Origin of the sequence: Oenococcus sp., assembly GCF_047725585.1 — a bacterium.
Classification (GTDB): Bacteria; Bacillota; Bacilli; order Lactobacillales; family Lactobacillaceae; genus Oenococcus; species Oenococcus kitaharae_A.
In genome coordinates this window covers 69,741-96,239 of the sequence record NZ_JBDNNF010000001.1, presented here as the reverse complement: position 1 = coordinate 96,239, position 26,499 = coordinate 69,741, and the positions used below count along the sequence as shown (strand labels likewise).

Genomic DNA, 26,499 nt, shown 5'->3' with positions numbered 1-26,499 from the left:
GATCTTCTCAATTCTGCAGCTGATCATCTCCTCTTTTAATTGATGACTGTATGCTAACAATCCTCGTAGATAATTCGTGTAACGATATAATGAATTTGTGTAAATTTGTTTTTTAGGGCTACTTGTTATTGGGCGGATGAAGGAAGCAGACAAAAAACTTATTTTTTTAAGTTGCATGACGGATCAAGCTTTTTTTTGGCTGGATGCCAAGAAAGCAACAGCCTTGACCAGTGATAACAATGTACTGCTCGGTCTGGCCGACGATGATTTGCAGAAGATATCGCGCCTGGCTGCCGCCGATAATTTTGTTTTCGTATATGCTCGCAGCCGTATAATGATTGTTCTCCCTTGGGACAAGAACCATCAATTACTGGTCCTGCCTAATGATTTTTTTCAACGAGAACTTTCGTCTTTGTCTTCTTTACCTAGTGGATCGACTTTTGAAAAAATCCAACAGTTAGCTTCTTTGATCAGCATGTCGGCTGGGCAGAAGATACCTTTGTGCCAGCAGGTGGTTTTTTATGTACTGGCTGATAGTCAGCTAGGATTGGTAAACCAGCCTTCAGCCAAATCAACTGATGATAGGGAAAAACTTTTCTTTTTTTATCAGGAACAACTGGCTGATGCCTTACAGGCGCTTGATCAAAGAAGCGTGATTCGTGGTATGAATCAAATGAAGTCTCTGTTTACCAACCGTGTTCATCAAAACCAACTCACAGCACTGCCAAACCAGCGTCGCCTGAAAGAATTGCTGATTTCTTTAGCTTGCAGTTTGGCTGACCATGCTTTGGATGCCGGTTTGAGTTTGGAAGCGGCTGCTCAAATTCGTATCATGCTGATAGATCAAATTTATAAACATACAATCGTGGACTTTCACTCGGAAATCAAGGCATTAGTTTGGCCTTATTTCGATGCGCTCAAACTGCAAAATGGCGAAAAAAATTCTGATACAGCGACGATTTGTCGCGACTACATCGACAATCATTTAGACAAAAAATTAAGTTTGAAAGAAATTGCGGAGGTTGCCAGCATCTCAAAAGAAGCTTTGAATCCAATTTTTAAAAATAGTTTTGGTCTGACAGTCAAACAATATGTGAACCAGCAGAAGGTCGCCTTAGCCAAAAAATTTTTGGCCGCAAATAAAAAAAGTCTCCAGGAGATCACGAATGCGCTCTCCTTAGCAGACAAGAGTTACTTTGTTAAATTATTCCATGCCGAAACAGGTATGACACCTAAGCAGTATCGCCGTAGTCTATTTTTTAAGGAATAATTTTTCTAAAAAAAATTCAGACATCAGATTCGTCGTTGCCCAATCACAGAAAAATCCGAACAAAGACGAATGAAAAAGCAATTTAAGCTTTTTTTAATATTTTTTTAGGAACGTTGAGGTATTTTAGGGTCATATAGTTCGTTAAATAGTGATAAGATGAATTGGTTATCACGTTGTTACAGAGCGAAAGGTTAGGTAGTTAAGTGCCACAGAAATTCAAAATAGGACTCATATTTCCCGGAATTGCTTTATTGCTTGTCACTTTTGTGTACCCACTGCTCATGATGGTGATTCCGACCTTCTTCTCTAGCAGTTCTTCGGATGGTTATGTGTCTTTTTTGTCCAATCAGCAAAATCAATTAGTTATATTCCGTACGGTAACCATTGCATTGATTGCTACGCTGATTATTCTCGTCATGGGCATACCGACAAGTATTTGGTTATCAAAACAGCTGGGCTTTAAAAAAACATTATTGATGACTTTGGTGGTTTTCCCTATCTTAACGAACGGCGTGGTTCGAAATTATGCTTGGATTACGATTTTAGGGAACAACGGTATTGTCAATAATCTTTTAAAACTGCTGCACCTGACTCAGGAGTCCGTACCGCTTCTTTATACGGACGGTTCAATCGTGGTCGGTATTGTATACTTGTTTCTCCCAATTATGATCATCACATTGATTGGCGAATCTGAAAAATTGGATCCAGAGTTAGATAATGCAGCTTTAATGCTTGGGACTCGGCCTGCTAAGATTTTTTGGAAAGTGACGATACCCCAATTAACTACTGGCATTATCACCGGTGTCACGCTTGTGTTCGTTGGTGCGTTAACCGCATATACAACACCTCAGATTTTAGGCGGGAACCGGCGCTTAGTTATGTCAACCTTGCTCTACCAGCAAGCGATGACTTTAGGTAATTGGCAATCTGCCAGCGTGATTGCGACCGTGATGATTGTCATCGCATTAATCGTGACGCTCTTATTACGGCAATTTCAAAAGAGAGTGGATAAGAGGAGGTAAAGATGGCCACTAATCAGCATTTGTTTATGAGAATTATTGGTATTGTAACCTTGTTTTTTCTACTGGCACCTTTGCTTTTGATTGTCGTGACCTCATTTGGCAGCGAACCAACGATTTCTTTCCCGATTAAAGGTTTCACTTTTTCTTGGTATGCTAATATTTTTGCGCAAGACACTTTTATTCAGGGTTTTATCACTAGCCTTGAGGTTGCTTTGTTGGCATCTTTGACAGCTGCTGCGGCAGCTTTGCCAGCAGCTTACGCTTTAACTAGAAAACGTAATCGAATGAACCGCTTTTTAGAAAATGTCTTTTTGGCTCCTGTGATGGTACCAGAAGTTGTGTTAGGTTTTTCGCTTTATTCATCTCTCGTGATTTATGCGCATTTTCCTTTATTTATCAGTCTTTTATTTGGTCATTTTCTCATTTGCCTGCCATATAGCGCAAGGCTAATCATTGCAGGTATGCGCCAGTTTGACGGCAGCGCTGAAGAAGCTGCTTGGATACTAGGCAGTTCGCGTTTGAGCGGATTTTTCAAAATATTAGTTCCTAATATTACGACAAGTATTTTGTCCGGTTTTCTATTATCATTTATAAATTCTTTCAATAATATTCCCGTTTCCGTATTTTTGAGCGGTCCTAATGTCAATATGCTGCCGACGGCAATTTTGAATTATCTGCAAAATAATTATGATCCGACTGTCTCAGCAATCTCAAGCTGTTTAATGCTGTTAACACTGCTTTTCATGCTGCTGGCTGAAAAAAAACTTGGATTAAAGGGTTTCGTTAGTTAGGGGGGGCACATGGCTGCTTTAGATGTAAAAAACTTAGCGTTAAGTTATGATGGCAAAACACAAATACTTAATGATATTAATCTGCACGTCCAAGACGGTGAATTAGTTTCTCTGCTGGGACCAAGCGGGTGTGGCAAGACTACCACGCTACGTTCGATTGCTGGATTAATTAAAGCCAACCAGGGACAAATATTTGTGAACGGTAAAGACATTAGCAAAGTAGCTGTTTACAAACGCAACTTCGGGATGGTATTTCAAAGTTATGCCTTATTTCCTCATTTGAACGTGGCAGATAATGTGGCTTTTGGTCTCAAAAATAAACACGTGCGAGAGCCGGAGCTAAGCAAAAAAGTTGACGAAATGCTGGATATGGTTGGTTTGTTAGATTATAAAAAACGTTTTCCAAGCGAATTGTCTGGTGGCCAGCAGCAGCGTGTCTCGTTGGCGAGGTCTTTGGTCACTGAACCCGATCTGCTGTTCTTAGATGAACCTTTGAGCAATTTGGATGCCAAGTTACGAGTGGAAATGCGCGAAATGATTCGCGCCATTCAACAACGCTTAAAACTCACGATGCTTTTTGTGACACATGATCAATCGGAATGTTTCGCTATTTCTGATCATGTTGCGGTTATGAATCGTGGTACGATCGAACAGTTTGACAGCTCGGAAAAAATTTATCACGAACCTGCGACAGAATTCGTTGCTCGTTTTATCGGATATGAGAATTTCTTTTCAGTCACAAAGAGTTTGGACCGTCAGCATTTTCTATTAAAAGAAGGCCAAGTCTTCAAGGCGGCTGGTGCTTCTCCAAATAGCAGCAGTTTAACGATCCGACCTGAAAATATTGATATTTTAGAAACACAGCCGGACGCTGATGGCCAAAATATTTTACCGGGGGAAGTGCTGTTTTCGACTTATTTAGGCGATAGCTACCGCTACGAAATTCAGACAGCATTGGGAACAGTGATCGCTGTTTCTTCTTCTGACAAGAAATATCCGGCCGGGCAAGCTGTTTTCTTGGATTTTCCTAGTCGGAAATTACTCGGCTTAAACAAATAATGAATTTAAAGGGAATTGAAAATGAGATTTAAGAAGAATTTATTGACACGTGCGATGTTTGCCACTGGGGCTATTTTATCAGTCCTATCTCTGACAGCTGGCAGCGTAAATGCGAAGGGATCCAAAAGCTTAACCATTTCTACTTTTGGCCTTAGTACTAAACAAATGCAAACCGATGTATTGACACCATTTTCTAAGAAAGCGGGTGTTAAGACTAATGCCCAATTTGGTGATAGTGCGACCCGTTTAACACAAGTGGAAAAAAATAAAAATAGTGGTGTCGACGTGATTGAATTGTCGCAGAACAATGCACTAACAGCTAATAAAGCGAAAGTATTTCAGAAACTGGATTTTTCCAAATTAAAAAACTTTAAATATTTATCAAAGAGTCAGCAAAAGTTGGCTCGGCAGACGAACAGTATACCTTATACGATTAACAGTTTCGGCATCATCTATGATCAAAGCAAGACTGGAAAAATAACGAATTGGAACCAGCTCTGGTCGTCTAAATTCAAAAATAAGTTGGCCATTCCTGATATCACGACGACTTTTGGCCCAGCGACAATGTATGTTGCTGCTGACCACGTTGGCAAAAGCATCACCAATAAGGGCGGTGCCGCAGCTTTTTCAGCTCTAAAAACATTGAAACCCAATTTAGTTAAGACCTATGCACAATCTTCCGATTTAGCTAATATGTTTAATTCAGGTCAAATCAGCGCCGCGATTGTCGGGGACTATGCAGTCGGAATGCTGCAGGCTTCAAATTCTAAGTTGCAGTACGTCGTTCCTGACAGTGGCACATATGCTAACTATGATACCGTCTCAATTGTCAAGGGCAGCAAGAATTTGAAAGCGGCTTATCAGTATTTGGATTTTCGAATTTCTCAGTCGGTACAAAAGCGGGTCGCTAAGACAACTTCTTTGAATAATGCACCAGTAAACCAAAAAGTCAAACTCAATGCTGCTGCAGCTAAGAATAAAACTTATGGCAAGGTGGCTGACCGTGCTAGGACAGTTGATTTCAATTACGTTAATAAGCACTTAAAGACTTGGATCACACGCTGGAATTCGTTGATTAATAATTAAGGAGAACAAAAATTGATTAAAGCCGATCTTAAATTGATTAATGGCCAAATTTATAATACATTTACACAGTCGTTTTCAAAAAAGGAAGTTGCTATCGTTGATGGCAACTTCTTTCAAATTGCAGATGAATTACCAAATGATTTTTATTTTGAAAACATCGTTGATTTAAATGGAGCTTATGTGATTCCCGGTCTTATCGATTCACATATGCATATTGAAAGTTCTATGGCGACGCCGACTAATTTTAGTCAGGCCGCCATTGCTTTTGGTACCACAACAATCATTGCCGATGCTCATGAAATAGCCAATACAAATGGTTTGCAGGGTCTGAAAGACTTTATGAATCAGCCATCTTTAATTGACACTTTTTTTGCCATTCCATCATCGGTTCCTTCTACGACGCCGGAATTGGAGACAACTGGCGGCCATATTGGCTTAAAAGAGGTGCGCGAACTGTTAACTGATCCGAGGATTATTTGCCTTGGTGAAGCCATGAATTTTAACGGTATTACTTCCGAACCCGACTCTTTAATTCGTCAAATCATTGCGTTATGTCAGCAGCAACGTCCGAGAATGCCCTTAGAGGGTCATGTACCGGCTATTAGTGGAGAGGATCTGGCCAAATTTATGTATGCTGGTATTTCATCGGATCACACACAGCAGACACCAGCTTCGATTCAAGAAAAGATTGAAAATGGTATGTTCATCCAATTGCAAAAGAAATCTATCGATCAAGATAATATTGCTGCTATTGTCGCGAATCGTTTTTTTGATTATGCAGCACTCGTCACGGATGACACAATGGCTGATGATTTGCGGCACGGCCAGTTGAATATGATTATTAAACTGGCCGTGGCGTGTGGCTTGCCGATCCAGTGGGCAATCTATATGGCGACTTACACACCAGCGCGCCGTATGCATTTGGCCGATCGCGGTATGATTGCGCCAGGTAGGATTGCTGATTTTGTTATTTTAGATGATTTGGATCAGTTTTCCATCCAAAATGTTTATAAAAGGGGCGTTCCTGTTGACCAATTAGCCATCCCTCCTCATAAGGGCTTTGATAAGTCGTATTATCATTCAATTCATGTGCCCGAACGTTCGGCAGCTGATTTTCAAGTGCGTTTGTCAGCTAACGTTAATCAAGTCACAGCTAATGTGATTCAAATTTCAACCAAGGGTACCTTTACGAAAGCGGTTAAAAAGAGATTGCCGGTGCATCATGGATTAGTCGATTGGCAAAGTGCGGGTTTGGCTTTGCTGGCAGTCCAAGAACGATATGGCAAAAGCGGCCAAATGACTTTGGCACTCGTTGCCGGTGCGATTAAGCAGCCCGGTGCCATCGCAACGACCTGGGCGCACGATCATCATAACCTCATGGTGATGGGGACAGATCCCGAAGCAATGGCGATCGCTTATCGGCAAATCGCGGCCCAACAGGGGGGCTATTTGGTTGTCAAAGATGACAGAGTTTTGGCTAATGTTCCTTTGCCGATCGCTGGCATTATTAGCGATGAACCGATCGCATGTTTGGGTGAAAAACTGCAAGCAGTCCGAAAGGCAATGCAACAATTGGGTTACGAAAATAGTAATGAGATCATGTCTCTGTCGACCTTATCGCTATTGGTCTCGCCTGCCATTAAGGTTTCTGATAAGGGCATTTTCGATGTCAAAAGCCAGCGGCAGATTCCTTTGCTAGAAGAGACAGGGGAGCCTTAATGCAGTCAATCAAACACATTTTAATAGATACTGATCCTGGTGTAGATGATGCCTTGGCACTGGCACTGGCCTTTATGAACGAAGGATTAAGAATTGATTTGTTGACAACAGTTCATGGCAATATCAGCCTGGCACAATCAACGGAAAACGCTTTGAAACTACTTAGCTTTTGGGGAAAACACATACCGGTGGCTGCTGGCGCCGCTGTTCCCTTAACCGGTAAGACTGTGACAGCTCTCTCAGTACATGGGCCAAATGGCCTCGGCGGTTTGGAATTACCCGATCCTACCTGTTCGGTTATTGAAATAGATGCCGTGACCGCCATGGATAGAGTATTAAAAAAAGCCGACCAGCCGATGACGATTGTGGCAATTGCACCTTTAACCAATATCGCGCGTCTTTTGCAGCAACATCCTGAAGATCGAGAAAAAATTTCTAATCTCGTCATCATGGGTGGTGCTTGGGGTCGCGGAAATGCCGGTGTTCTTTCTGAATTTAATATTTTTAATGATCCACAAGCAGCTGAGATTGTCTTTAATCAAGGATTGACACTAACAGTTTTACCTTTGGAGATTGGTCGACAAGCACAAATTAAAAAAACGATACTGCCAACCATAGCAGCTTCTGGCAGAGTTGGCCGATCAATCGCTGATATGCTTGCTGGTTATCGTAGCGGTTCTAAAGATGCTTTTAATATTTATGATGCTCTGACAATGGCTTATTTGGCCCATCCGGAATATTTTACTCTCGTGCCGGCGTTTGTTGCCATTGAAACTTCAGGTCGATATACACGTGGTGCCAGCCTCATTGACGATCGCGGTAAGCTCAAGCAGTCTGCCAATGCTAAAGTAGCTAAAAGCATCGATAGTGTCGCTTTTTCGCACTGGTTTGAACAACAATGGCAATAGATTAATTCAGGTCAAACACATGCTGCATCGGATTTTTCTTGACCAGTTGGATAAGCTGCCTGTTTGTGAGGTCTTTTAAGGCAAGGCCGACAGCGCGTTTTGATAAACCAAAATTTTTTGCTTGGCTGAGAATGTCTCGATCCAGCAGGCCTTGCTCGATATCAGCCGCAAATAGGCCGGACTGCAGCAGTGTGTTCAAGACATAATAATCCGTCGCGGCCGTCGCATGCTGCTGCCGGATTTTGTCATTTTTCAGCTGAAACGCTTGGCCGCTGGCACTTAATTCTTCCAGCAATTGCTGTTGTTTTTCCTCAATCATCGACAGCATATCCAAAACAAAGAAACTGCCCTCTGCGTAATTCCGGTAGTCGTCTATAGTTGACAGTGCTTTTTGAAATTTTTCCTGGTCATCACTGATAGCACTGGCAAGGCTGAGGGCCGTGATAATATCGAGTTTTCTGGCGAGATAGGATGTCAGCATGTAACGGGCTGTTCGCAGGTTGCCGTCATAGAAAGGCCGGATATTAATCAAATAGGCATGTGCCAGCAAGCCTTTAATCATAAAGGGAATGTTCTTATTAGAAATAAACTGCAGCCAATGCTGCAAACGATTTTCCAAGCCGTTTTCATCAGCCGGCAGCTCATAAGCGCTGTCACGATTTTTATCCAGTACAGTCGTCTGGCCGGCACGGAAAAAGGCGCCATCCGGCAGCTGCTGAGAATCGATCAAGCCAACTAGCAGCTGATCATAGATTTTTCGGATATCAACGAGGCTTTCAATCCGCTGATAGTCTTTTCTAACAAGCCTGCGATACATACGCGCCATCGGAGCAAAGCGTACCTGCTGAAAAGATTTTGTATCAGCTTGTGCCATCGCGATGGTGATTTCGGGCTGAGAGGTTTTCAAACCAGCCAGTTGATTGGTCTTGAGCAGTTCTAAAGCCAGCTTGTTGTCGATATAAAGCTGTTGGGCCTGGGCTGGCAGCTGCGCCATCAGTGATTTGATTTCCGCTGAGTTATATTCAATCCGTTCCGAGGAGATTGCGATTTCTCTTAAAGGAATTAGAAACATTTCTCGGCTATCTTCGGCTAAGGCGCGTCCTTTTTTCAAATATGGGAAGAGGCCAGTTTTGAAAACACCATAGTTCTGCTGACGGCGGTCGTACTCGGACTGAATTGTCTTGATATCATTATGCGCCTCGTAGGCGACTGTTTTTAATGTTTTGTAAACCATCTTGCTCCCTCATATTTTAACAAAATAAGCAAAATGAGGGAATTTAAAAACAATAATCACGGTATTTTCGCTTACTTGGGCCAATGTACGAAAATTGTTCGTTAAAAGTCATCATACAATGAAACTAGGAGGTGACCATGAATCTAACATCCACGGTAATTATCGCAAGCTACAACGGTGAGAAATATCTCCATGCACAGCTGCAATCGATTTATGAGCAAAAGACGCCCGTCACAAAAGTGCTGATTTCTGATGATGGTTCTTCAGACAACACTGAAAAAGTGGCGCGGGATTTCATCTATCAGCATCATTTATCTGACAGCTGGGATTTTCAAGTAAATGCCAAACGTTTAGGCTGGCGGGAAAACTTTATTCACATGCTGGCTCATGCGGACACAGATATCGTTTTTTATTGCGACCAAGACGATCTTTGGTATGCCAACAAGGTGTCTGAGTCAATGCAAATATTTGCCAGTCATCCGAATGCCGAACTGCTGGTATCAGACTTTGATTACTTACCGGCCAGGCAGAACCTGCTGACAATGTTTGCAATTGACGAATCAAATGATCAGAATCTGACACGCGTATCAGCTACTTTGGCGAATTTAATTACTTTAAGGCCGGGTTGTGCGATGGCTGTCAGGAAAACTATCATCCCAACCATTCTTAATATTTTTCACGAGATACCAATTGACGGAAACGGGCTGCCACAGACACACGACCAGCCGACATGGCTGGCGGCCTTGTTAAGACAGTCTTTGTATCATATTAAAAAAGCCTTGTTTGTTCGCCGTGCCCATGCGGATAGTGCCTGGCAACTGGAAAAACGGGCTAATAGCGGCCACTTTGCCGCTATTCCAAGCGAAAACGACCATTTTCCGCTCTTCATCAAATCGGTCCAGGAATATCTTAATCATCATTCTTTGTCCTATCCGAAGCTTGCTAATGAATTATTAACCGAAATCGAAACTCGTTTGTTACGTTCCGAAGCTTGATTTCGTTAAAAACATAAAAATTACGAAATAAAGAAAATTGTTTGATTTTAATTTAAACAAATTAATATTTTTGAAAAAATTAAAATTTCATTTTGTTCATAATGATCAAATTTTTCGTATTTCATGAAGAATCCTTTGTATACTGAAGTTGTTGTTGACAGCGGGTTTTCGGCTGTTTGCAGCAGCATTTGCCTTTGATAGATTTGAGCTGTTGTCCTCTGAATAATCCCTCTAAAAGCTGACCTGTCGTTTGCCCTTTTGTCAGAAAAATTTACAATGAGAATTGGGGGTGGTTATGAAATTAACAGCAGCATCAATCATGGCGACCTATAACGGGTCGCAATTTATCTCTGATCAATTGCAATCAATCTATGATCAAAAAATCCGGCCGGATCAGGTCATTATTCGTGATGATCGTTCCAGCGATGATACAGCTCGGATTGTTGAGCAATTTATCAGCAGCCGTCATCTCGAAAAGAGTTGGGACTTTAAAATCAATCCAATCAGAAAAGGCTGGCGTCAGAATTTTATTCAAATGATTAGCCAGGCCAAAACGGACGTGATTTTTTATACTGACCAGGATGACCTATGGCATGAGGATAAAGTTTCAGATTACCTAAATTGCTTTAGTCAAAATAACGGCATAGAGGCTTTGGTATCTGACTACAGTTTCATTCCAAAAAATCAGAATATTCTACCAATGGCGAAAATTCCTGAAAGTGGACAGGGTCCGCTTTATAAAGTGATCCCGAATTTGTTCAATCTATTAATTAGACGCGATGGGTGTACCTTGGCATTTAGAAAAACATTAATCCCGTTTTTAAAGGAAGTTTTCCAAAAAGTATCGATCGATTCCAATGGTTTGCCGCAATCGCATGACCAGGCCACTTGGCTGTCGGCACTTTTGCGGGGCTCTTTGTATCACCTGCACAAGCCCTTGTTATATCGGCGTGCGCACCAGGACAGCACTTGGCAAAGGGAGATGAAAAGTCACCCCAGCCACTTTATCGAAGATGTTGATGAGAACCCGAATTTCCTGGCTTACTTGAAAATGATTCGGCAGGTTTTGATGGGGGATCATCTCTGCACAACATTTGCAAATATTCAATTAGAAAGAGAGATTCAGCATAAAATTGCCGATTTCTCCAAACTGGCGGTCTCATAAAAAGACGACAGTTTTGAAAGGAGCCTCATGAAAGGCATTATTTTAGCTGGCGGTTCGGGCACGCGTCTGTATCCGATAACAAAAGCCACGAGTAAACAGCTGGTTCCAATTTATGACAAACCAATGATCTATTATCCGATGTCCGTACTCATGCTGGCCGGAATTAAAGATATTCTTCTGATTACTACTGAGGAATTTCTGCCTCAGTTCCAAGAATTGTTCGCTGATGGTTCTCAAATCGGCTTACATATTGAGTACAAGATTCAACCAGAACCCAAGGGGCTGGCTGAAGCTTTTATTCTTGGTGAAGATTTCATTGGTCAAGACAGTGTTGCTTTGATTTTGGGCGACAATATCTATTACGGCGCTGGTTTATCAGCCTTACTGCAGGCAGCCGAAGCCAAAGAGACAGGCGCGACGATCTTCGGCTATCAAGTCAAAGACCCGGAGCGTTTTGGCGTGGTTGAATTTGATAAACAGGGACATGCCTTGTCAATTGTTGAAAAACCTGAACAGCCAAAATCGAATTATGCGGTTACCGGCTTGTATTTTTACGATAATGACGTCGTCGATATTGCTAAACAAGTCCAGCCTTCAGCACGCGGCGAGATTGAAATTTCCGATATTAATGCCGAATATCTGCGGCGCGGCGACCTGGACGTGAAAGTCATGGGACGTGGTTTTGCTTGGTTGGATACAGGCACGCATGATTCGCTTTTGGATGCATCGAATTTTATCGCGACAATTGAAAAACAGCAGAATCTGCAAGTGGCAGCCTTAGAGGAAATCGCTTATCGCATGGGTTATATTTCTGTTGATCAGCTGATTGCTTTGGCTCAGCCTTTAAAAAAGAATGATTATGGTCAATATTTATTGAGAATTGCCGGACAGGAGAAGAATTAAATGGTGAAATTGATTGATACACAGCTTCAAGACGTCAAGCTGATTGAAACAGACGTTTTTGGTGACAGCCGCGGCTTTTTTACCGAGACTTGGACAAAAGAAAAATTTGAAAAACTCGGCCTGAAATTTGACTTTACGCAGGATAACCAATCCTTATCGGCTGAAGCCGGCGTTTTACGTGGTATGCACTATCAGATGGCGCCTTACACACAGACGAAAATCGTGCGTGTTGTGACTGGTGTCGTCTGGGACTGTTTAGTCGACATGCGTAAAGGCAGCCCGACTTATAGCAAATGGGAAGGCTACATTCTTTCTGAATATAATCACCGTCAGCTGCTCGTGCCAAAAGGTTTTGCTCATGGCTTTGTTACTTTGACGCCGAATGTCAATTTCGTCTATAAAGTTGATGGTTATTATGCGCCGCAAGCAGATCGCGGGATCGCTTTTAATGATCCGCAGATCGGTATTCAGTGGCCGACTGATGTTTCCCATGCGATTCTCTCAGAAAAGGATCAGCATCATCCGCTTTTCAAGGATGCGGAAAATAATTTTGTCTACGGAGAGATATAAACATGGCTATGAATATTCTTGTCACAGGCGGTGCCGGTTTTATCGGATCAAATTTCATTCATTACATGCTGCACAAGTATCCTGATTATAATTTGATTGATCTGGATCTGCTGACTTACGCTGGCAATCTGCATAATTTTGACGATATTAAAGATAATCCGCATCATATTTTTGTGCATGGCAACATTCGCAATGCAGAACTGGTTGACTATTTATTCAAGACTTATGATTTTGACGCAGTCGTGAATTTCGCCGCTGAGTCGCATGTCGACCGCTCGATTCTGCATCCGGAATTGTTTGTCCAGACCAATGTCGAGGGCACTGTCAATCTACTGCAGACAGCCAAAAAATACGGCATTAAAAAGTTTCTCCAGGTATCAACTGATGAAGTCTATGGCAGCTTGGGCAAAAGCGGCTACTTTAATGAAGAGACACCTCTGGCACCTAATTCGCCATACTCGGCTTCAAAAGCCGCTGCCGACTTGGAAGTACGTGCTTTCTATGAGACCTATGGCCTGAATGTCAATATCACGCGTACGTCAAACAATTACGGCCCTTATCAATTTCCTGAGAAGCTGATTCCTTTGATGGTGACTAATGGCATGACCGGCAAACAGCTGCCGATTTATGGTGATGGTGAAAACATCCGTGACTGGCTTTATGTCGAAGATCACGGCCGCGCGATCGATCTTGTGCTGCGCAATGGCAAGCCGGGTGAAGTCTACAATGTTGGCGGCCACAATGAGAAGACGAATAATCAGATCGTCCATCTGATTATTGATAATCTTGGTTTATCAGCCGACCGGATCAAGTATGTTGCTGACCGTTTGGGCCATGACCGCCGTTACGCAATCGACCCAAGCAAGATCAAGCGCGAACTGGGTTGGGAACCGACGATTATGTTTGACGAAGGCATTGTCAAAACCATTGATTGGTATAAGACGCACGAAGAATGGTGGCAGCCCTTGAAAAGCAAGGCAGTCTTGAAATAATTTGTTTAAAAAGCCCGATATTTGGGCTTTTTTATGACTTTATGGGCAAATGTTCGCGTGTGATGAATAGACTTTTTGGGAACTTTGTTAAATATGAAAAAATATCCCTTAGTCTTTGGAGCGTGGTCATTTTAAAATATCCCAAGCGAGTCTATGGCTTTTTTTATTTGGCAGCAGCGGTTTTTTATTTTACGATAAGAAACATGGATTTGATTAATCGTTCCGAAGAAAAACTAGCGCCCACAGTGAAATTGACGGATAAACAAGCAAAGTTGATTGAACAAATAATAAGTTTTATTCGCAGACATGAGAAACATGATTTTCCGGCTGTTTTTGTCTTATCTGGGGATGCTGGCAGCGGGAAAAGCGTTGTCTTAAGCCATTTGTTTTTCCGCTTGCAGCAGGCAGCTCGAGAAAAATTCGGATCATTAGCTGGAAGCAGGAATTACTTTCTTGTCAATCATCCGGAATTACTGAAAGTGTATCGTAATATTGCTGGCCATTACCCGCAGTTACTGAAAAAGGATTTTCAACGTCCCACAACTTTTATTAATCGCTTGTCCAAAGAGGGTCGGACTGCCGATGCTGTCATTATCGATGAGGCGCATCTGCTGTTATCGCGATCCGATCCTTACAACAATTTTACCGCCGACAATCAGCTTGCCGAAATTTTGAAATTGGCCAAAGTCATTGTATTGGTTTTTGATAGTCGGCAAGTGATTAAGACGAAAGATTATTGGACAGAGCGGCGTTTGCTAGACGTGATTTCTGCCTATCCTAAACAAGTCGTGCATTTAAAAGAACAGTTTCGCATGCAGGCTGGATCGGATCTGCTTGATTGGATTAACAGTTTCACAAAAGATCGCCGGCTGTTACCGATACAAGCAGACTTTCGGCAAGGATTTGATTTTCGCATTTTCGCCGATGCGGAACAAATGCGTGAGATGATTGTTGCCAAAAACCAGTTGGTCGGGCTTTCCCGTATTGTATCGACGACGGGCTATGCATCGCTTTTAGATGGGGAAAAGCACTATATTCAGGAAGGTGATTTTTGTATGCCTTGGGATCAATATAATTATCAATCAATTCCTTGGGCTGAGATTCCGGAAACGGTTAACGAAGTTGGCTCCGTTTATACTTGCCAAGGTTTTGATTTAAATTACGTTGGTTTGATTTTAGGGCCCCCGATTTATTTACAGGAGCAGAATCACATCGCAGTTGACCTAACAAAGGTCACAAGCAAAGAAGCTTTTCAGCAACGCAAAGATTTGGTTGATCAGCAGGCCTTTCAAAGGGTAAAAGAGAGCCTTGTGTTAAATACAGTCAATATTTTAATGAAACGCGGCATTAAAGGATTATATATTTTCGCACATGATCAGACTTTACGGCAGCGCTTGATTGCCGATTATGATCGAAGTGTGGCTGACGTATGAAAAACAACTTCTGCGAGCTGCTTTAGTTTGCTGTTTTTATGCTAGATTGCATCTTTGTCAGTTGCGATCCGCAGTTAGCTCTGACAAGCGGTCTAAAACGATCTTTTCAACTTTTGAGTTCTGTTTATCGATTGATCAATCGTGAGTTTTTGCTGGAAAAAACCGCAATGACGGCTTTTTTTACTATGATGGGATTATGAGATATTTAATTACTGGTGCAAACGGCCAATTGGGCCGCGAGCTGCACGAACTACTAGAAGCGCAGAACTTAGAATTTTCTGCTTACGATTCTAAAATGCTGGATATTACGAATCGGCAAGCTGTGTTTGAAGCTGTTCAGGCTCAGGCACCTGACGTGATTTTTGATGCTGCGGCTTATACAAAAGTCGATGCCGCTGAAGATGAAGGCAAAGCACGAAATTGGGCTGTTAACGTCGACGGTACGACGAATTTAGCTCAGGCTGCCGCGGCTTTTGGTGCAACACTGGTCTATGTATCCACGGATTATGTTTTCGATGGCACAAAAGAGACAGCCTACTTGGAGACGGACTCAGTTGATCCTCAAAACGAATATGGCAAAGCCAAACTCGCTGGTGAAAAAGCCGTCCTTGCTTCGCATGCCAAGGCCTATGTGGTCCGCACCAGCTGGGTTTATGGCGAATACGGCCATAATTTTGTCTATACGATGCAAAAATTAGCTGAGACACACCCGAAGCTGACGGTTGTTAATGACCAGATCGGCCGGCCTACTTGGACCAAATCGCTGGCTGAATTTATGCAGCATTTAGTCGATAGCGATCAAGAACCGGGTATTTATAACTTTTCAAACGACGGTACTGCCAGCTGGTACCGGTTTGCCCAAGAAATTTTGAAGAACAGTTCGGTCGCCATTGAACCTGTGACATCGGAACAATTCCCGCAAAAAGCCTATCGACCGCGTCATTCGATTCTGGATTTAGATAAAGCTAAAGCAACCGGATTTAAAATCCCGACTTGGCAGGAAGCTTTGAAAATGTCGGGTATGATAGATAAGTAATGATATTAGATTTAACAGATAAACAAGCAGTTGAGAAATATAATCGCTTTGTCCGCACGAACTGGCGCGGGCAGGCAACACAGGATACTCTCTGGGCAGGCTTGAAAGCCAATTGGGGGCATCTTTTTGTGTATCGTGAAAATGATCAGGGCGAGGTGATTGCGGCCATGGCTGTTTTGACAATTGAAGCCGTGCCAGGACGGCTTTTAGCCTATTCACCGCGCGGGCCGATCGCCGATTTTCAGGATGTTGAATTAATTGCCAGCCTGGTCGATGAAGCTGTTGCTGCTTTGCCCAAGAATACTTTTTTGCTGCGCATGGATCCGGAAGTCGCTTATGATGATGATTTGAATCGGCGTTATCTTGCGGCCGGTTTTCAGACACGCAATCGCCAGGTCATGACGATGCATGGCAATATTCAGCCACGCAAAAATATGGTGATGAGCTATAAAGGCATGGCAAACACGGACGATTTGATGAAACATTTCAAACGTGACTACCGCAACCAGATTCGTCGGGCTATCAAAGACGGCGTGACGGTCACTTCTGGATGTAATCGGGATTTTGTCGACGCTTTTTACGATACTTATAAAAAAATGGCCGGTTATCAGCAGATTACCTATCGCCCGGAAAGCTATTTTTACCGCATGGTAGATTTGTTTGCCCAGACCGGCCTGTTGAAGATCTTTGTTGCTCATTTTCAAGGCCAGGTAATCGCGTCAGGAATCGGTTTTGCTCACGGGGATGAGATCTGGTATATGTATGCTGGCTCGGATCGGGAATTTTCCAAACATTATGCGCCTTATCTTGTACAGTGGGAGATGACTAAATGGGGCTTATCACTAGGCAAAGCCGAATATGATTTTGGCGGTGTCGGTCAGTTCGACCCATCCGACGGTCTTTTCCGTTTCAAACATGGCTTTACCTACGAAGATGCACCACGGGAATATATCGGCGAAGTCGACAAAGTCTTAGACCAGCCGGCTTACGAACAGTATCTGCAGACCTTTAAGTGATGGCAACAAAGCAGACTGGGACAAGTAAACACCGTTTTCGCCGCTGGCTGCTGCCGGCGCTTTTGCTGATTATTTTTTTGTCTGCTTTAGGATATTTGGGCTACCAGCATTTTCAAGAATTATATGCGCGCATTCAGCCTTTAAAAGTCTATGAACCCAAGGGAAAAGTTGCCAAACGGCCTGACCGTTCCTATGCTGCCGAGATTCTTAAAATGATTCAATGGAATCCTCACGCTAATGAAAATGAGACAAAAATCGGCTATGTCGCCATTCCCAGCCAGCATATTCTGCTGCCGATTTACGTCAATCCATACAGCAGCCAGACACTGAATTTAGGCGCAGCTTCAGTCAAGGGCCAGCAGCTAGGCCAACCAAGCAATTACTCGCTGGCTGCGCATAATTTTAACAACCATGTGACGGGATTTTCGCCTTTGCAGCTGACTGAAAATCAGAATGCGCCTTATTTAACCAGCGGTGGTACACATGATGTGCATGCCTTGGACGGCACTAAAGTGTATGCAGCCGATAAAGAAAATTTATACGTTTATCGCGTCGTTGTCCAAAATACTGTTTACAAAGACCAAGTATCAGTCATGGATCCGGCTAATACCGTTGGCAAACAGCCGACACTGACGATTATTTCCTGCCTGTTTCCCAATATCAATTACCGGATTATCACACGAGCGGTCTTGAGCGAAAAATACCCCTTGATGACCGCACCTAAAGCGCTGCTTCGCATATTTGATATGCGTCTTAATCAGACTAATGCACACGTCAATTGGTTTAATCCTGGGCAAGAAGAGGGTGCAAACGGCGCAATGGGCGGATTCAAAAAATAACGCAATAAAAAAGGCCTGTTACCAGATCTTTTCCGTATCGTTCCAAGCGGCTATCGTCACACGGCCGTCTTTTTTTGGCTCAAAAATCAATTTAGAAATCGCACCATTATCGAGTTTGTGAGAGGCGAGTTCGGCTGATTGAAATTTGTTCGCTAAGGCACGCATAAGGCTGCCGTGCGTCACAACAAGCACATTATCGCCAGCTTTGAAAGTCTCTCGGATCATATTCAAGCCATGTGTTAAACGCTGATTGAATTCAGCTGAATCTTCGGCAAGATGCAGCGGATCATTCTTTTTAAAGAGATCCATCAAACCATCAAAACCGAATTTTTCAATCGTGTCGCCGTAACCGACGGCTTCTGCCTGCATAGTCTTGTCAAAACCGTGATCATATTCAGCGACAATTTGCTGAATGGTCAAGCCTTCAGCGCTGCCGAAAAAGATTTCTCTAAAGTCCTTTTCAGCTGTTGGCAAAGCCGGAGAATCAGCTTGATTGGCGTTTAGAACAAAGCGGGCTGTATTGTAGGCACGGGGCAGGTCGGAAGAAAATGCAGCCTTAAAATGTACGCCGGCCAGCCTAATTCCGGCTGCTTTGCCATCTGCAATACCTTTTTCAGTTAGATCAATATCCGACCAGCCTTGAAAGCGGCCCATCAAATTAAAATAGGTCTGTCCGTGGCGGACAAAAAATACGTTAATACCTTGTTCTGTCATAATTTCATTCTAGCACGCCGCGTAAATCCACCGCCGGCAATTCTGCCTGCTTAATCAGTGTTTTTGGCGTATAATATTATGACGACTTTATGACAGATACGATAAGAGACAATGAACAACAGCATCTGGATCTGGTGCTAAAGGAACTTGACAAGAAAATCGTCGAGACCGGTACACGGATCAGCAGAGCTAAAGACAATTTAAAAGAAGCTGAAAAGGGCTGGCAGGACATTCGCGTGAAGTTTTCCGACTTCAATGCGGTGGTTGAGACCGGCGCATCCGTCCATGCCCAGCAGCAGATTTTGGCACAGCGCGAACGCGATCAATCCCAGGCTGAAGTTCAGATGGCGACATTAAAAAAGCTGCAGGGCCGGCCTTATTTTGCGCGGATTGATTTTATTGATCAGGGTGATCAGGCAGCTCAAAAAGAGACAATTTACATTGGCCTTGCGTCGTTTGCTGATGAAAGCGGGCATTTTTACGTTTATGATTGGCGAGCCCCGATTTCTTCTATTTATTATGACGGCGCTTTAGGGAAGATTGATTACCAGGCACCTGATGGGACGCAGACGGCCGACGTCAAGTTAAAACGCCAGTTTGAAATCGCTGATGGCGTGATTTTGACTTTATTCGACACTGAAGAAGCGGTCGGCGATAAATTGCTTTTAGAGGCACTATCTTCGGATTCCTCGACGAAAATGAAGTCGATTGTGACGACGATTCAGCGCGAACAGAACCGGATCATTCGAGACACAGATTCCGATCTACTATTTGTTCAGGGTGCTGCTGGTTCGGGAAAAACGGCGGCTGTTTTGCAGCGAATCGCTTACCTGCTTTATCGCTACCGCGGCAAGATCACGTCCGGACAAGTCGTCTTGTTTTCACCAAACCAGATTTTTAATGACTATGTGAATGAGGTGCTGCCGGATCTGGGTGAAAACAACATGATTCAAATGACCTTTTATCAATATGCTAATTACCGCCTGCCGAAAATCGAAGTGCAGACTCTAGCTGAGCGTTTTGAAAGCGAAAACGATCCTGAGTCTGTGAAAATGACTGATTTTAAGGGCAGTTTGCCTTTCTTTAAGGCAGTTCGCCAGTATTCCCAACATATCGGCCGTTCAGGCATGAGCTTTCGAAATCTCATGTTTCAAGGAGAAATCTTTTTCTCATCTGAAGAAATTGCTGAAATTTATTATTCCTTCAATGGCAATTATTCGCTCAGTCAACGTTTGGAGGCGACCAAACAAGCACTGCTGCGCAAGACGATGGGCCGGATTTCCTCAGAGATGAAAAAACGCTGGGTGGATATCGCGATTGAAAATCTAGCAGCTAGTGATCTTGAGCTGATACTGGGTGATCCGGACAAACGAGAATTCGAATCCGAAAAAAAAGAGCGCAACGAACTGGCTAAAAAAATCGTCCGCGAAGCGTTAAAACCTGTTTTCCGACGCATCCGCCGTGGTATTTTCATGAATCCTAACAAGTTGTTCCTCGGTTTTCTCAAAGCCGTCCCAACTTTGCTGTCTTTGGATCAATTCGGCATTCAGCCTGACGAGTGGTCTCGTGCCTGTGATCGTTCGGCTGCTGATTTAGCAGACGGCAAGCTGAATTTAAACGATACGGCTATTTATCTGTATTTGTTTGATTTGGTCAACGGCCATCACGGTGACCGGTCGATTCGTTTCCTTTTCGTTGATGAAGTTCAGGATTACACGGCCTTCCAGCTGGCATTTTTGAAGTTTTCTTTCCCGCAGGCCAAGTTCACGCTTTTGGGTGATTTGAACCAAGCCATCTTCACACGGACAAATGCTAGCAGCCTGGAATCCGCCATGTATCAGCTGTTTGACCCGGACAAGTCGAGAACGATCAAATTAACAAAGACTTATCGTTCGACCGAACAGATCACTGATTTTACGAGTGCTTTGCTGACTGATTCAGAAAATATCGAGGCTTTTGCCCGTGAGGGACAAAAACCGCAGTTTATCAAGGGCAATGCCGCGGCTAATTTAGTCAAGATACTAAAGGATAATTTGGCTGATGAATTAACAACGGCGATTATCACAAAAACTGCTGTTCAGGCTAAAGAAGTCCATGAAGATCTCTTGCAAGCTGGCGCCGCCTCAACGCTGATCACATTGGAAAACCAGCGTCTGGTGCCGGGTACGATTGTCATACCGGGCTATCTGGCCAAGGGTCTGGAATTTGATGCCGTCATTTTATGGCAGGTTGATAATCGTAATTATAGTGGCGAAAATGACCGTGAATTGTTGTATACAGTTGCCAGCCGTGCGATGCACCGTCTCACGATTCTTTCAGACCAAGAATTTAGCCGCTTGTTTAATCAGGTTGATGAGCATCTTTATGAAAAAATCTGATATAATAAATGCGACCAGCTGAGGTAGTATCTATCTACCTACCCGCCATGATCTTCGGATCATGGCGTTTTTTTATTGCTCATATAACCGATATAATGAAAAGTATGCCTACTACCCAATTCGCTTCAGAAAAATTCATAAACGGCACTTTCGTTGCTAACGCCAAGGGATTTGGCTTCGTTAAGACTGATGAGGGTCAAGAAGACCTGTTTATCGGCCGAGCCAACACGAATCTGGCCATGCAAAACGATGAAGTGCTGGCTTCAATCGTTCATGCTGGTCGTGATGGCCGCGGTCCAGAAGGCAAAGTTGAAAAAATTCTCAGTCACGCCAATCAACAGGTGGTGGGTGTTTTTCGTTCGGGCGTCAATCGTGACGATCTGCCGCACCCAATGGATCCTAGCCAGTTTATCGGGACAATTACCTTTAGCGATGACAAAATGCAGGAATTTAAGTATCTTGTCGACAATAAAGGCCTGACGCCAAGCGATCGCGATTCCGTGACAGCAACGACCAGTGTGTTTCCGACCAGCAGCAATCCGACCGTTTTGATCGGATCTGTTACCAAAGTGATCGGTCGTTCCGATGCGCCTGGTGTTGACATCCTTGAGATCGTTTATAGCTTGAAAATCCCCAGTGTTTACCCGGATGAAGCCGCAGCACAAGCCAAAGCGATTCCGCAATCAATTGATTTACAACAGGCTTTAGCTGATGGCCGGCCTGATTTTCGCGACCAGCCGCTGATCACGATTGATGGTGCCGACACGAAAGATATTGATGATGCGGTTGTTGTCTGGAAGCTGCCCAACGGCAATTACCATTTAGGTGTTCATATCGCTGATGTGTCTAATTACGTGCCTGAAGGGACGCCTTTGGATCAGGAGGCTTACAAACGCGGTACCTCAGTCTATTTGACTGACCGCGTTATTCCGATGCTGCCGACAGAAATTTCTAACGGCATTGCGTCATTGAATCCGAATGAGGATCGTTTGGCCATGTCTTGCGAGATGGAAATTGATTTGCAGGGAAGAATTGTTTCACATAAAATCCAGCCCAGTATCATTCGCTCACATGCACGTATGACCTATGATTCGATCAATAAAATTTTAGCCGGTGATAGCGCCGAACGGGCCAAATATGCTGATCTGGCTGAAATGATCGAACAAATGGGCCGGCTGCATAAAATTTTAGCTAAAATGCGGACAGCTCGCGGTGCCATTGAATTTGAGACCAATGAGGCTGAGATCATCGTTGATAAAAAAGGTCATCCGACTGATGTCGTTGTACGCGATCGCGGGATTGGCGAGCGTATGATTGAATCCTTTATGCTGGCTGCTAACGAGACCGTGGCTCAGCATTTTGATCATCTGCATGTACCTTTTTTGTATCGTGTCCATGAAGTGCCTGAAGGCGATAAAGTCACCAATTTCTTTGAATTCATGCGTGCAATCGGCCATCCGATTAAGGCTGATCCGAAGAATTTAAAGCCAAAAGATTTCCAGGCCGCCTTAGAAGCTGTTGCCGGCTTGCCTGAAGAGATGATGATTCAGACCATGATGTTGCGGGCGACCAAACAAGCCCATTATTCTCCTCAGCCAATTGGCCATTTTGGCATTGCGGCCAAATATTATACGCATTTCACTTCGCCAATCCGGCGTTATCCGGATTTGGTCGTTCATCGTTTGATCAAACATTATGCCAAATTCGGCACTGGACCAAAGGCTACTGAAGCCGTCCGCGACAAGCTGCCTCAAATCGGTGTTGATACCTCTGAAAGAGAACGCCGCGCAGTTGATGCCGAAAGAGCCACCAACGACATGAAATTCGCTGAATATATGGAGGACCATATTGGCGAGACATACGACGGTGTTGTCAATTCGGCTTTGAAATTCGGCTTGTTTATCAGTTTGCCTAATACGATTGAAGGCCTTGTCCATATCAGCACGATGGACGATGATGTCTATCAGTATGACGAGACGCGACAGGCTTTGATTGGCCGCACGCGCCATCGGATTTTTACAATTGGCCTAGCAGTCAAAGTACAGGTTGTCAATGCCAATAAAGAGACGCGCAAAATTGATTTCAAACTGGTCAACCCGCAAGCAGCACCAATCACCAAGATTCGTCTGGCAGCCGAGCCTGAACGCCGGTCTTTTCATCATGATAATAATCATCGGCCAGGCAATAATTCTCAAAATAGCCAAGGAGGGCAAAAGAAGCGTCCACAAAAAGGAGCCTACAAGTCGACAGGTAAATATCGTCTCCGCGGAGGTCGGCATTAATGGCTAAAAAACAGAAAAAAGACCAAGCCTTGGCCAATAATCGCCGAGCCTCTTTTAACTATCTGATTGGCGAGACTTATGAAGCCGGTATTCAATTGACTGGTACGGAAATTAAATCTGTCCGCTTGGGCCAAATCACGATTGGGGATGCTTACGTTACAATTCGCAACGGTCAGGCCTATTTGAATAACGCCAATATTTCGCCTTATAAGCAGGGCAACCAGTTCAATAGTGATCCGCTCCGGCGGCGCAAACTATTGCTGCACAAACGCGAAATTGCTGCTTTAGACGAGGCTGTTATGCAAGGCGGCAAGACGATTGTCCCTTTGCGCGTTTATCTCGTAAAAGGTTTTGCTAAAATACTGATTGCTATTGGTACTGGTAAAAAGAATTACGATAAACGGCAGACAATCAAAGAGCGTGACATGCAGCGCGAATTGGGCAAAAATCTAAAAAATTATCATTGATTAATTGATTCTCGTGGCCATTTTGTATTTGTATTTCGTTGCGCGAGTCGGCAGCTGCAGGAGGCTGCGATTTTTTTTAACACCCCATCGGTCTAATAAGGCCGCAATCGCCACATGGACTGGTGCTTGGGCGTCTTTGGTCACGTCCAATTGATAGTACAGGCCGTCTGGAAATGAGACAGGATTAACTTCTAACAGTTTGACCCGGCCATGGCGAATGCGGTATTTGCCGGAAGTAATTTCGCCTGTGACGACCCAATTTAAGTAGCGAATGAAAATAATATCTCCTAACCCTGCAAAATTGAAGCCGATCGAGGCCACATATTTATCGTGATAGAGCAGTTGAAAACGTGGCAGAATACCATATGAAACCTGGCGGATACGGGCCTGTTCAACGCCGTGTGTGTCATAAACATACAGGACATCGTTTTTGCTGCCGATTTTACCGGAAATATTAAAAGCGATTGTCAAATCTTCGTTGTAGGCGCGATTTTCTTTTTGACGCGTATCATGCTGTTGGGTTAAAAAATATCGACTCATACTATAATTTTAACCGTGAATGATTATTTAATAAATTTAAAAAAGACCGATTGGTACAAACACCTGCTGCCAGTCTTGGGTGAAGCGTATTTTAAACAGATCAATAACTTTTTAGCTGACTGTTATGAAGGGCCGGACCGTGTTTTCCCGCCGGCTGACAAGATTTTTTCTGCTATGCTTGATACAAGCTTAGCTGATACGAAGGTGATTATCGTCGGCCAGGATCCTTATCACGAGCTGGGCCAAGCACAAGGGCTGAGTTTCAGCGTTCCTGACGATTTTCCGGCACCTAGCAGTTTGCAGAATATTCATAAAGAAATTCAGACTGATCTGGGACAGGCAAGGCAATCGCACGATTTAATCCCTTGGGCCAAACAAGGCGTGCTGCTTTTGAATTCAGTGCTAACAGTTAAAGAACACCAAGCTAATTCGCATGCCGGGCTGATTTGGGAGAAATTTACAGATTCAGTGATTCAGCTGGCCAGTGCCGAGCCGCAGCCGAAAGTCTTCATCCTCTGGGGCAATTTCGCACGGAGAAAAGCCTCGTTAATCGACGCTGAAAAAGATTTGATTCTGCAGTCGGCACATCCGTCTGGTTTGTCGGCTAATCGCGGCTTTTTTGGCAGCAGGCCCTTTAGCCAGACAAATGACTGGCTGCAGGCACACGGCAGAAATGCAATTAATTGGTTGAAATAACGTGCATATGGAAGCGTTTTCTATGATAATAAGGCTGGAGGCAATATGACAGAACTATTTACGGAACTAGCAGATAAGATTAGGGGCCGCCACATTCGGGTTGTCTTTCCTGAGGGCGAGGATCCTAGAATCCAGGGCGCAGCCGTGCGCTTGGAAAAAGACGGCCTGCTGGTACCGATTCTCTTGGGATCTAGGAAAGCCATCGAGAAGACTGCGGCCGAATATCATTTCAATTTAGCCGGCCTGACTGTGATTGACCAAAATGAGGTTGAAGAAAACCAATTTGATGATCTGGTGGATCAGTTGGTAGAACGCCGTCACGGCAAGACAGATGCTAAGACGGCTGCTGTCTGGCTCAAAGATGCCAATTATTTCGGAACGATGCTTGTCTATAGCGGTAAAGCCGATGCGATGGTGTCCGGAGCTGCTCACCCGACTAGCGATACGGTTCGCCCGGCGCTGCAGATTATCAAGACTGCTGCCGGCGTTTCACGGATTTCCGGTGCTTTTGTGATGCAAAAAGGGGACGAACGTTATGTATTTGCTGATTCGGCCATTAATATCGACCCTGATGCCGAAGCTTTGGCCGAGATTGCCATTCAGTCCGCACACACGGCCAAAGTATTTGGTATTGAGCCAAAAGTAGCCATGCTGAGCTTTTCAACAAAAGGGTCTGCCACACATCCTTTGGTTGATAAAGTTATTCAGGCAACTAAATTGGCGCAGGAAAAAGCACCAGATCTGGCTGACAGTATCGACGGTGAATTGCAGTTTGATGCAGCTTTTGTACCTTCTGTCGCCCAGTCAAAAGCGCCAGGTTCCAAAGTTGCCGGGCATGCCAATGTCTTTATTTTTCCGAGTCTGGAATCAGGCAATATTGCTTATAAAGTGGCTCAACGTTTGGGCGGTTTTGAAGCGATCGGACCCATCCTGCAGGGGATGGCCTCGCCGGTATCTGACTTGTCGCGTGGTGCTAATGAAGAAGATGTCTATAAAGTGGCGATTATCACAGCCGCCCAGGCCCTAGCTAAATAATTTACTTGTCCTGATTGCCTTCAATCACGATTATATTGCCCTCGGAATCGTGAATTCTCAGGGCAATTTTTTGGTTAAAACGCTCTTCTGCCTGACCAATCTCTGCCAGAAAGTTATTAGCTAAATGTTCACGGATTTGTGTCAAATGATCTCGAACAATAATCTCGCTTTCGATGCGCTGATCGCTTTGGACGAAATTGATCGCTTGGCCATCGACAATTAAAGTGGTCTGGTCTTTAGGGTCGCGTAAAAAACCAAAAACATCGCGATAAAAACGATAAGCACGTTTAACATCGGCTGCCGGGATTGTTTTTGGACGCATTTTTCGAGCTTTCATATCAGCAATTAT

25 protein-coding genes are annotated in these 26,499 nt (G+C 43.9%); 21 read left to right on the top strand and 4 right to left on the bottom strand.

The features are described 5' to 3' along the window. The first annotated feature begins 175 nt into the window (after positions 1-175). The 7 genes from ABF487_RS00440 (at position 176) to ABF487_RS00410 (ending at position 7,855) form a co-directional block, all read left to right on the top strand. Positions 176-1,270, top strand: a complete 1,095-nt coding sequence (locus tag ABF487_RS00440; RefSeq protein ID WP_263779644.1) for a helix-turn-helix domain-containing protein — start codon at positions 176-178, stop codon at positions 1,268-1,270. Positions 1,271-1,473: 203 nt separating this feature from the next. After that, the gene (locus ABF487_RS00435) at positions 1,474-2,292 is read left to right on the top strand and encodes an ABC transporter permease (RefSeq protein ID WP_415634178.1); all 819 of its coding nucleotides are present in this window, start codon (positions 1,474-1,476) and stop codon (positions 2,290-2,292) included. A gap of 2 nt (positions 2,293-2,294) precedes the next feature. Beyond that, positions 2,295-3,083: an ABC transporter permease gene (locus ABF487_RS00430; RefSeq protein WP_263779646.1), complete on the top strand. Its 789-nt coding sequence runs from the start codon at positions 2,295-2,297 to the stop codon at positions 3,081-3,083. A gap of 9 nt (positions 3,084-3,092) precedes the next feature. Further along, positions 3,093-4,142, top strand: a complete 1,050-nt coding sequence (locus ABF487_RS00425) for an ABC transporter ATP-binding protein (protein ID WP_415634177.1) — start codon at positions 3,093-3,095, stop codon at positions 4,140-4,142. Positions 4,143-4,163: 21 nt separating this feature from the next. Then, positions 4,164-5,228: an ABC transporter substrate-binding protein gene (locus tag ABF487_RS00420; RefSeq protein WP_415633690.1), complete on the top strand. Its 1,065-nt coding sequence runs from the start codon at positions 4,164-4,166 to the stop codon at positions 5,226-5,228. A 12-nt stretch (positions 5,229-5,240) separates the two neighbouring features. Beyond that, positions 5,241-6,947: an adenine deaminase C-terminal domain-containing protein gene (locus tag ABF487_RS00415; protein ID WP_415633691.1), complete on the top strand. Its 1,707-nt coding sequence runs from the start codon at positions 5,241-5,243 to the stop codon at positions 6,945-6,947. Continuing rightward, positions 6,947-7,855 carry a nucleoside hydrolase gene (locus ABF487_RS00410; RefSeq protein ID WP_263779651.1) on the top strand — a complete coding sequence of 303 codons (909 nt, stop codon included), beginning with the start codon at positions 6,947-6,949 and terminating at the stop codon, positions 7,853-7,855. The genes ABF487_RS00415 and ABF487_RS00410 overlap by 1 nt, the downstream gene beginning before the upstream one ends. A 1-nt stretch (position 7,856) precedes the next feature. Here ABF487_RS00410 and ABF487_RS00405 read toward each other — a convergent pair whose 3' ends face one another. Continuing rightward, complete coding sequence (locus ABF487_RS00405; protein WP_415634176.1) at positions 7,857-9,089, bottom strand: Fic family protein; 1,233 nt, start codon at positions 9,087-9,089, stop codon at positions 7,857-7,859. 137 nt (positions 9,090-9,226) lie between these two features. Between ABF487_RS00405 and ABF487_RS00400 the strand changes: the two genes are divergently transcribed. The 9 genes from ABF487_RS00400 to ABF487_RS00360 all read left to right on the top strand — a co-directional run bounded on the left by ABF487_RS00400 (position 9,227) and on the right by ABF487_RS00360 (position 18,038). Then, positions 9,227-10,084: a glycosyltransferase gene (locus ABF487_RS00400; RefSeq protein WP_263779653.1), complete on the top strand. Its 858-nt coding sequence runs from the start codon at positions 9,227-9,229 to the stop codon at positions 10,082-10,084. A 295-nt stretch (positions 10,085-10,379) separates the two neighbouring features. Next, positions 10,380-11,249 (top strand): glycosyltransferase, encoded by an 870-nt coding sequence (locus tag ABF487_RS00395; RefSeq protein WP_415634175.1) that lies wholly within the window; start codon positions 10,380-10,382, stop codon positions 11,247-11,249. A 27-nt stretch (positions 11,250-11,276) separates the two neighbouring features. Continuing rightward, positions 11,277-12,152, top strand: coding sequence for a glucose-1-phosphate thymidylyltransferase RfbA (gene rfbA / locus ABF487_RS00390; protein WP_263779655.1), 876 nt, complete (start codon positions 11,277-11,279; stop codon positions 12,150-12,152). Then, positions 12,153-12,722, top strand: coding sequence for a dTDP-4-dehydrorhamnose 3,5-epimerase (gene rfbC, locus ABF487_RS00385; protein ID WP_263779656.1), 570 nt, complete (start codon positions 12,153-12,155; stop codon positions 12,720-12,722). It abuts the gene before it with no gap. A 2-nt stretch (positions 12,723-12,724) separates the two neighbouring features. Then, entirely contained in the window at positions 12,725-13,714 is a 990-nt protein-coding gene (rfbB, locus tag ABF487_RS00380) for a dTDP-glucose 4,6-dehydratase (protein ID WP_415634174.1), read from the top strand. A 203-nt stretch (positions 13,715-13,917) separates the two neighbouring features. Then, the gene (locus ABF487_RS00375; RefSeq protein WP_415634173.1) at positions 13,918-15,147 is read left to right on the top strand and encodes a DUF2075 domain-containing protein; all 1,230 of its coding nucleotides are present in this window, start codon (positions 13,918-13,920) and stop codon (positions 15,145-15,147) included. Positions 15,148-15,343: 196 nt separating this feature from the next. Further along, positions 15,344-16,183, top strand: a complete 840-nt coding sequence (rfbD, locus tag ABF487_RS00370; protein ID WP_263779659.1) for a dTDP-4-dehydrorhamnose reductase — start codon at positions 15,344-15,346, stop codon at positions 16,181-16,183. Further along, positions 16,183-17,199, top strand: coding sequence for a lipid II:glycine glycyltransferase FemX (locus tag ABF487_RS00365; RefSeq protein ID WP_415634172.1), 1,017 nt, complete (start codon positions 16,183-16,185; stop codon positions 17,197-17,199). The genes rfbD and ABF487_RS00365 overlap by 1 nt, the downstream gene beginning before the upstream one ends. Further along, positions 17,199-18,038 (top strand): class A sortase, encoded by an 840-nt coding sequence (locus ABF487_RS00360; protein WP_263779661.1) that lies wholly within the window; start codon positions 17,199-17,201, stop codon positions 18,036-18,038. The genes ABF487_RS00365 and ABF487_RS00360 overlap by 1 nt, the downstream gene beginning before the upstream one ends. Positions 18,039-18,056: 18 nt before the next feature. Here the strand turns inward: ABF487_RS00360 and ABF487_RS00355 are convergent, their stop codons facing one another. Then, positions 18,057-18,752, bottom strand: a complete 696-nt coding sequence (locus ABF487_RS00355; protein ID WP_415624757.1) for a histidine phosphatase family protein — start codon at positions 18,750-18,752, stop codon at positions 18,057-18,059. Positions 18,753-18,841: 89 nt separating this feature from the next. Here ABF487_RS00355 and helD point away from each other — a divergent pair, with 89 nt between their 5' ends. The 3 genes from helD (at position 18,842) to smpB (ending at position 23,879) form a co-directional block, all read left to right on the top strand. Next, positions 18,842-21,130 (top strand): RNA polymerase recycling motor HelD, encoded by a 2,289-nt coding sequence (helD, locus tag ABF487_RS00350; RefSeq protein WP_415634171.1) that lies wholly within the window; start codon positions 18,842-18,844, stop codon positions 21,128-21,130. A gap of 104 nt (positions 21,131-21,234) precedes the next feature. Then, on the top strand, positions 21,235-23,412 hold the full coding sequence (gene rnr / locus ABF487_RS00345) for a ribonuclease R (protein ID WP_415634170.1): 2,178 nt from the start codon (positions 21,235-21,237) through the stop codon (positions 23,410-23,412). Further along, positions 23,412-23,879, top strand: coding sequence for an SsrA-binding protein SmpB (gene smpB / locus ABF487_RS00340; RefSeq protein WP_415634169.1), 468 nt, complete (start codon positions 23,412-23,414; stop codon positions 23,877-23,879). Before rnr ends, smpB begins: the two co-directional genes overlap by 1 nt. Here smpB and ABF487_RS00335 read toward each other — a convergent pair whose 3' ends face one another. Continuing rightward, on the bottom strand, positions 23,880-24,419 hold the full coding sequence (locus ABF487_RS00335) for an LURP-one-related/scramblase family protein (RefSeq protein WP_263779666.1): 540 nt from the start codon (positions 24,417-24,419) through the stop codon (positions 23,880-23,882). A 15-nt stretch (positions 24,420-24,434) separates the two neighbouring features. Between ABF487_RS00335 and ABF487_RS00330 the strand changes: the two genes are divergently transcribed. Together ABF487_RS00330 and pta are read left to right on the top strand one after the other, a co-directional pair. Further along, a complete protein-coding gene (locus ABF487_RS00330) occupies positions 24,435-25,115 on the top strand; it encodes a uracil-DNA glycosylase (RefSeq protein WP_263779667.1) in 681 nt (226 codons plus the stop codon). Positions 25,116-25,160: 45 nt separating this feature from the next. Beyond that, a complete protein-coding gene (pta, locus tag ABF487_RS00325; RefSeq protein ID WP_415624760.1) occupies positions 25,161-26,150 on the top strand; it encodes a phosphate acetyltransferase in 990 nt (329 codons plus the stop codon). Between the two features lies 1 nt (position 26,151). Here pta and ABF487_RS00320 read toward each other — a convergent pair whose 3' ends face one another. Continuing rightward, positions 26,152-26,472 carry a lactoylglutathione lyase gene (locus ABF487_RS00320; RefSeq protein ID WP_415634366.1) on the bottom strand — a complete coding sequence of 107 codons (321 nt, stop codon included), beginning with the start codon at positions 26,470-26,472 and terminating at the stop codon, positions 26,152-26,154. Between the last annotated feature and the right edge of the window lie 27 nt (positions 26,473-26,499).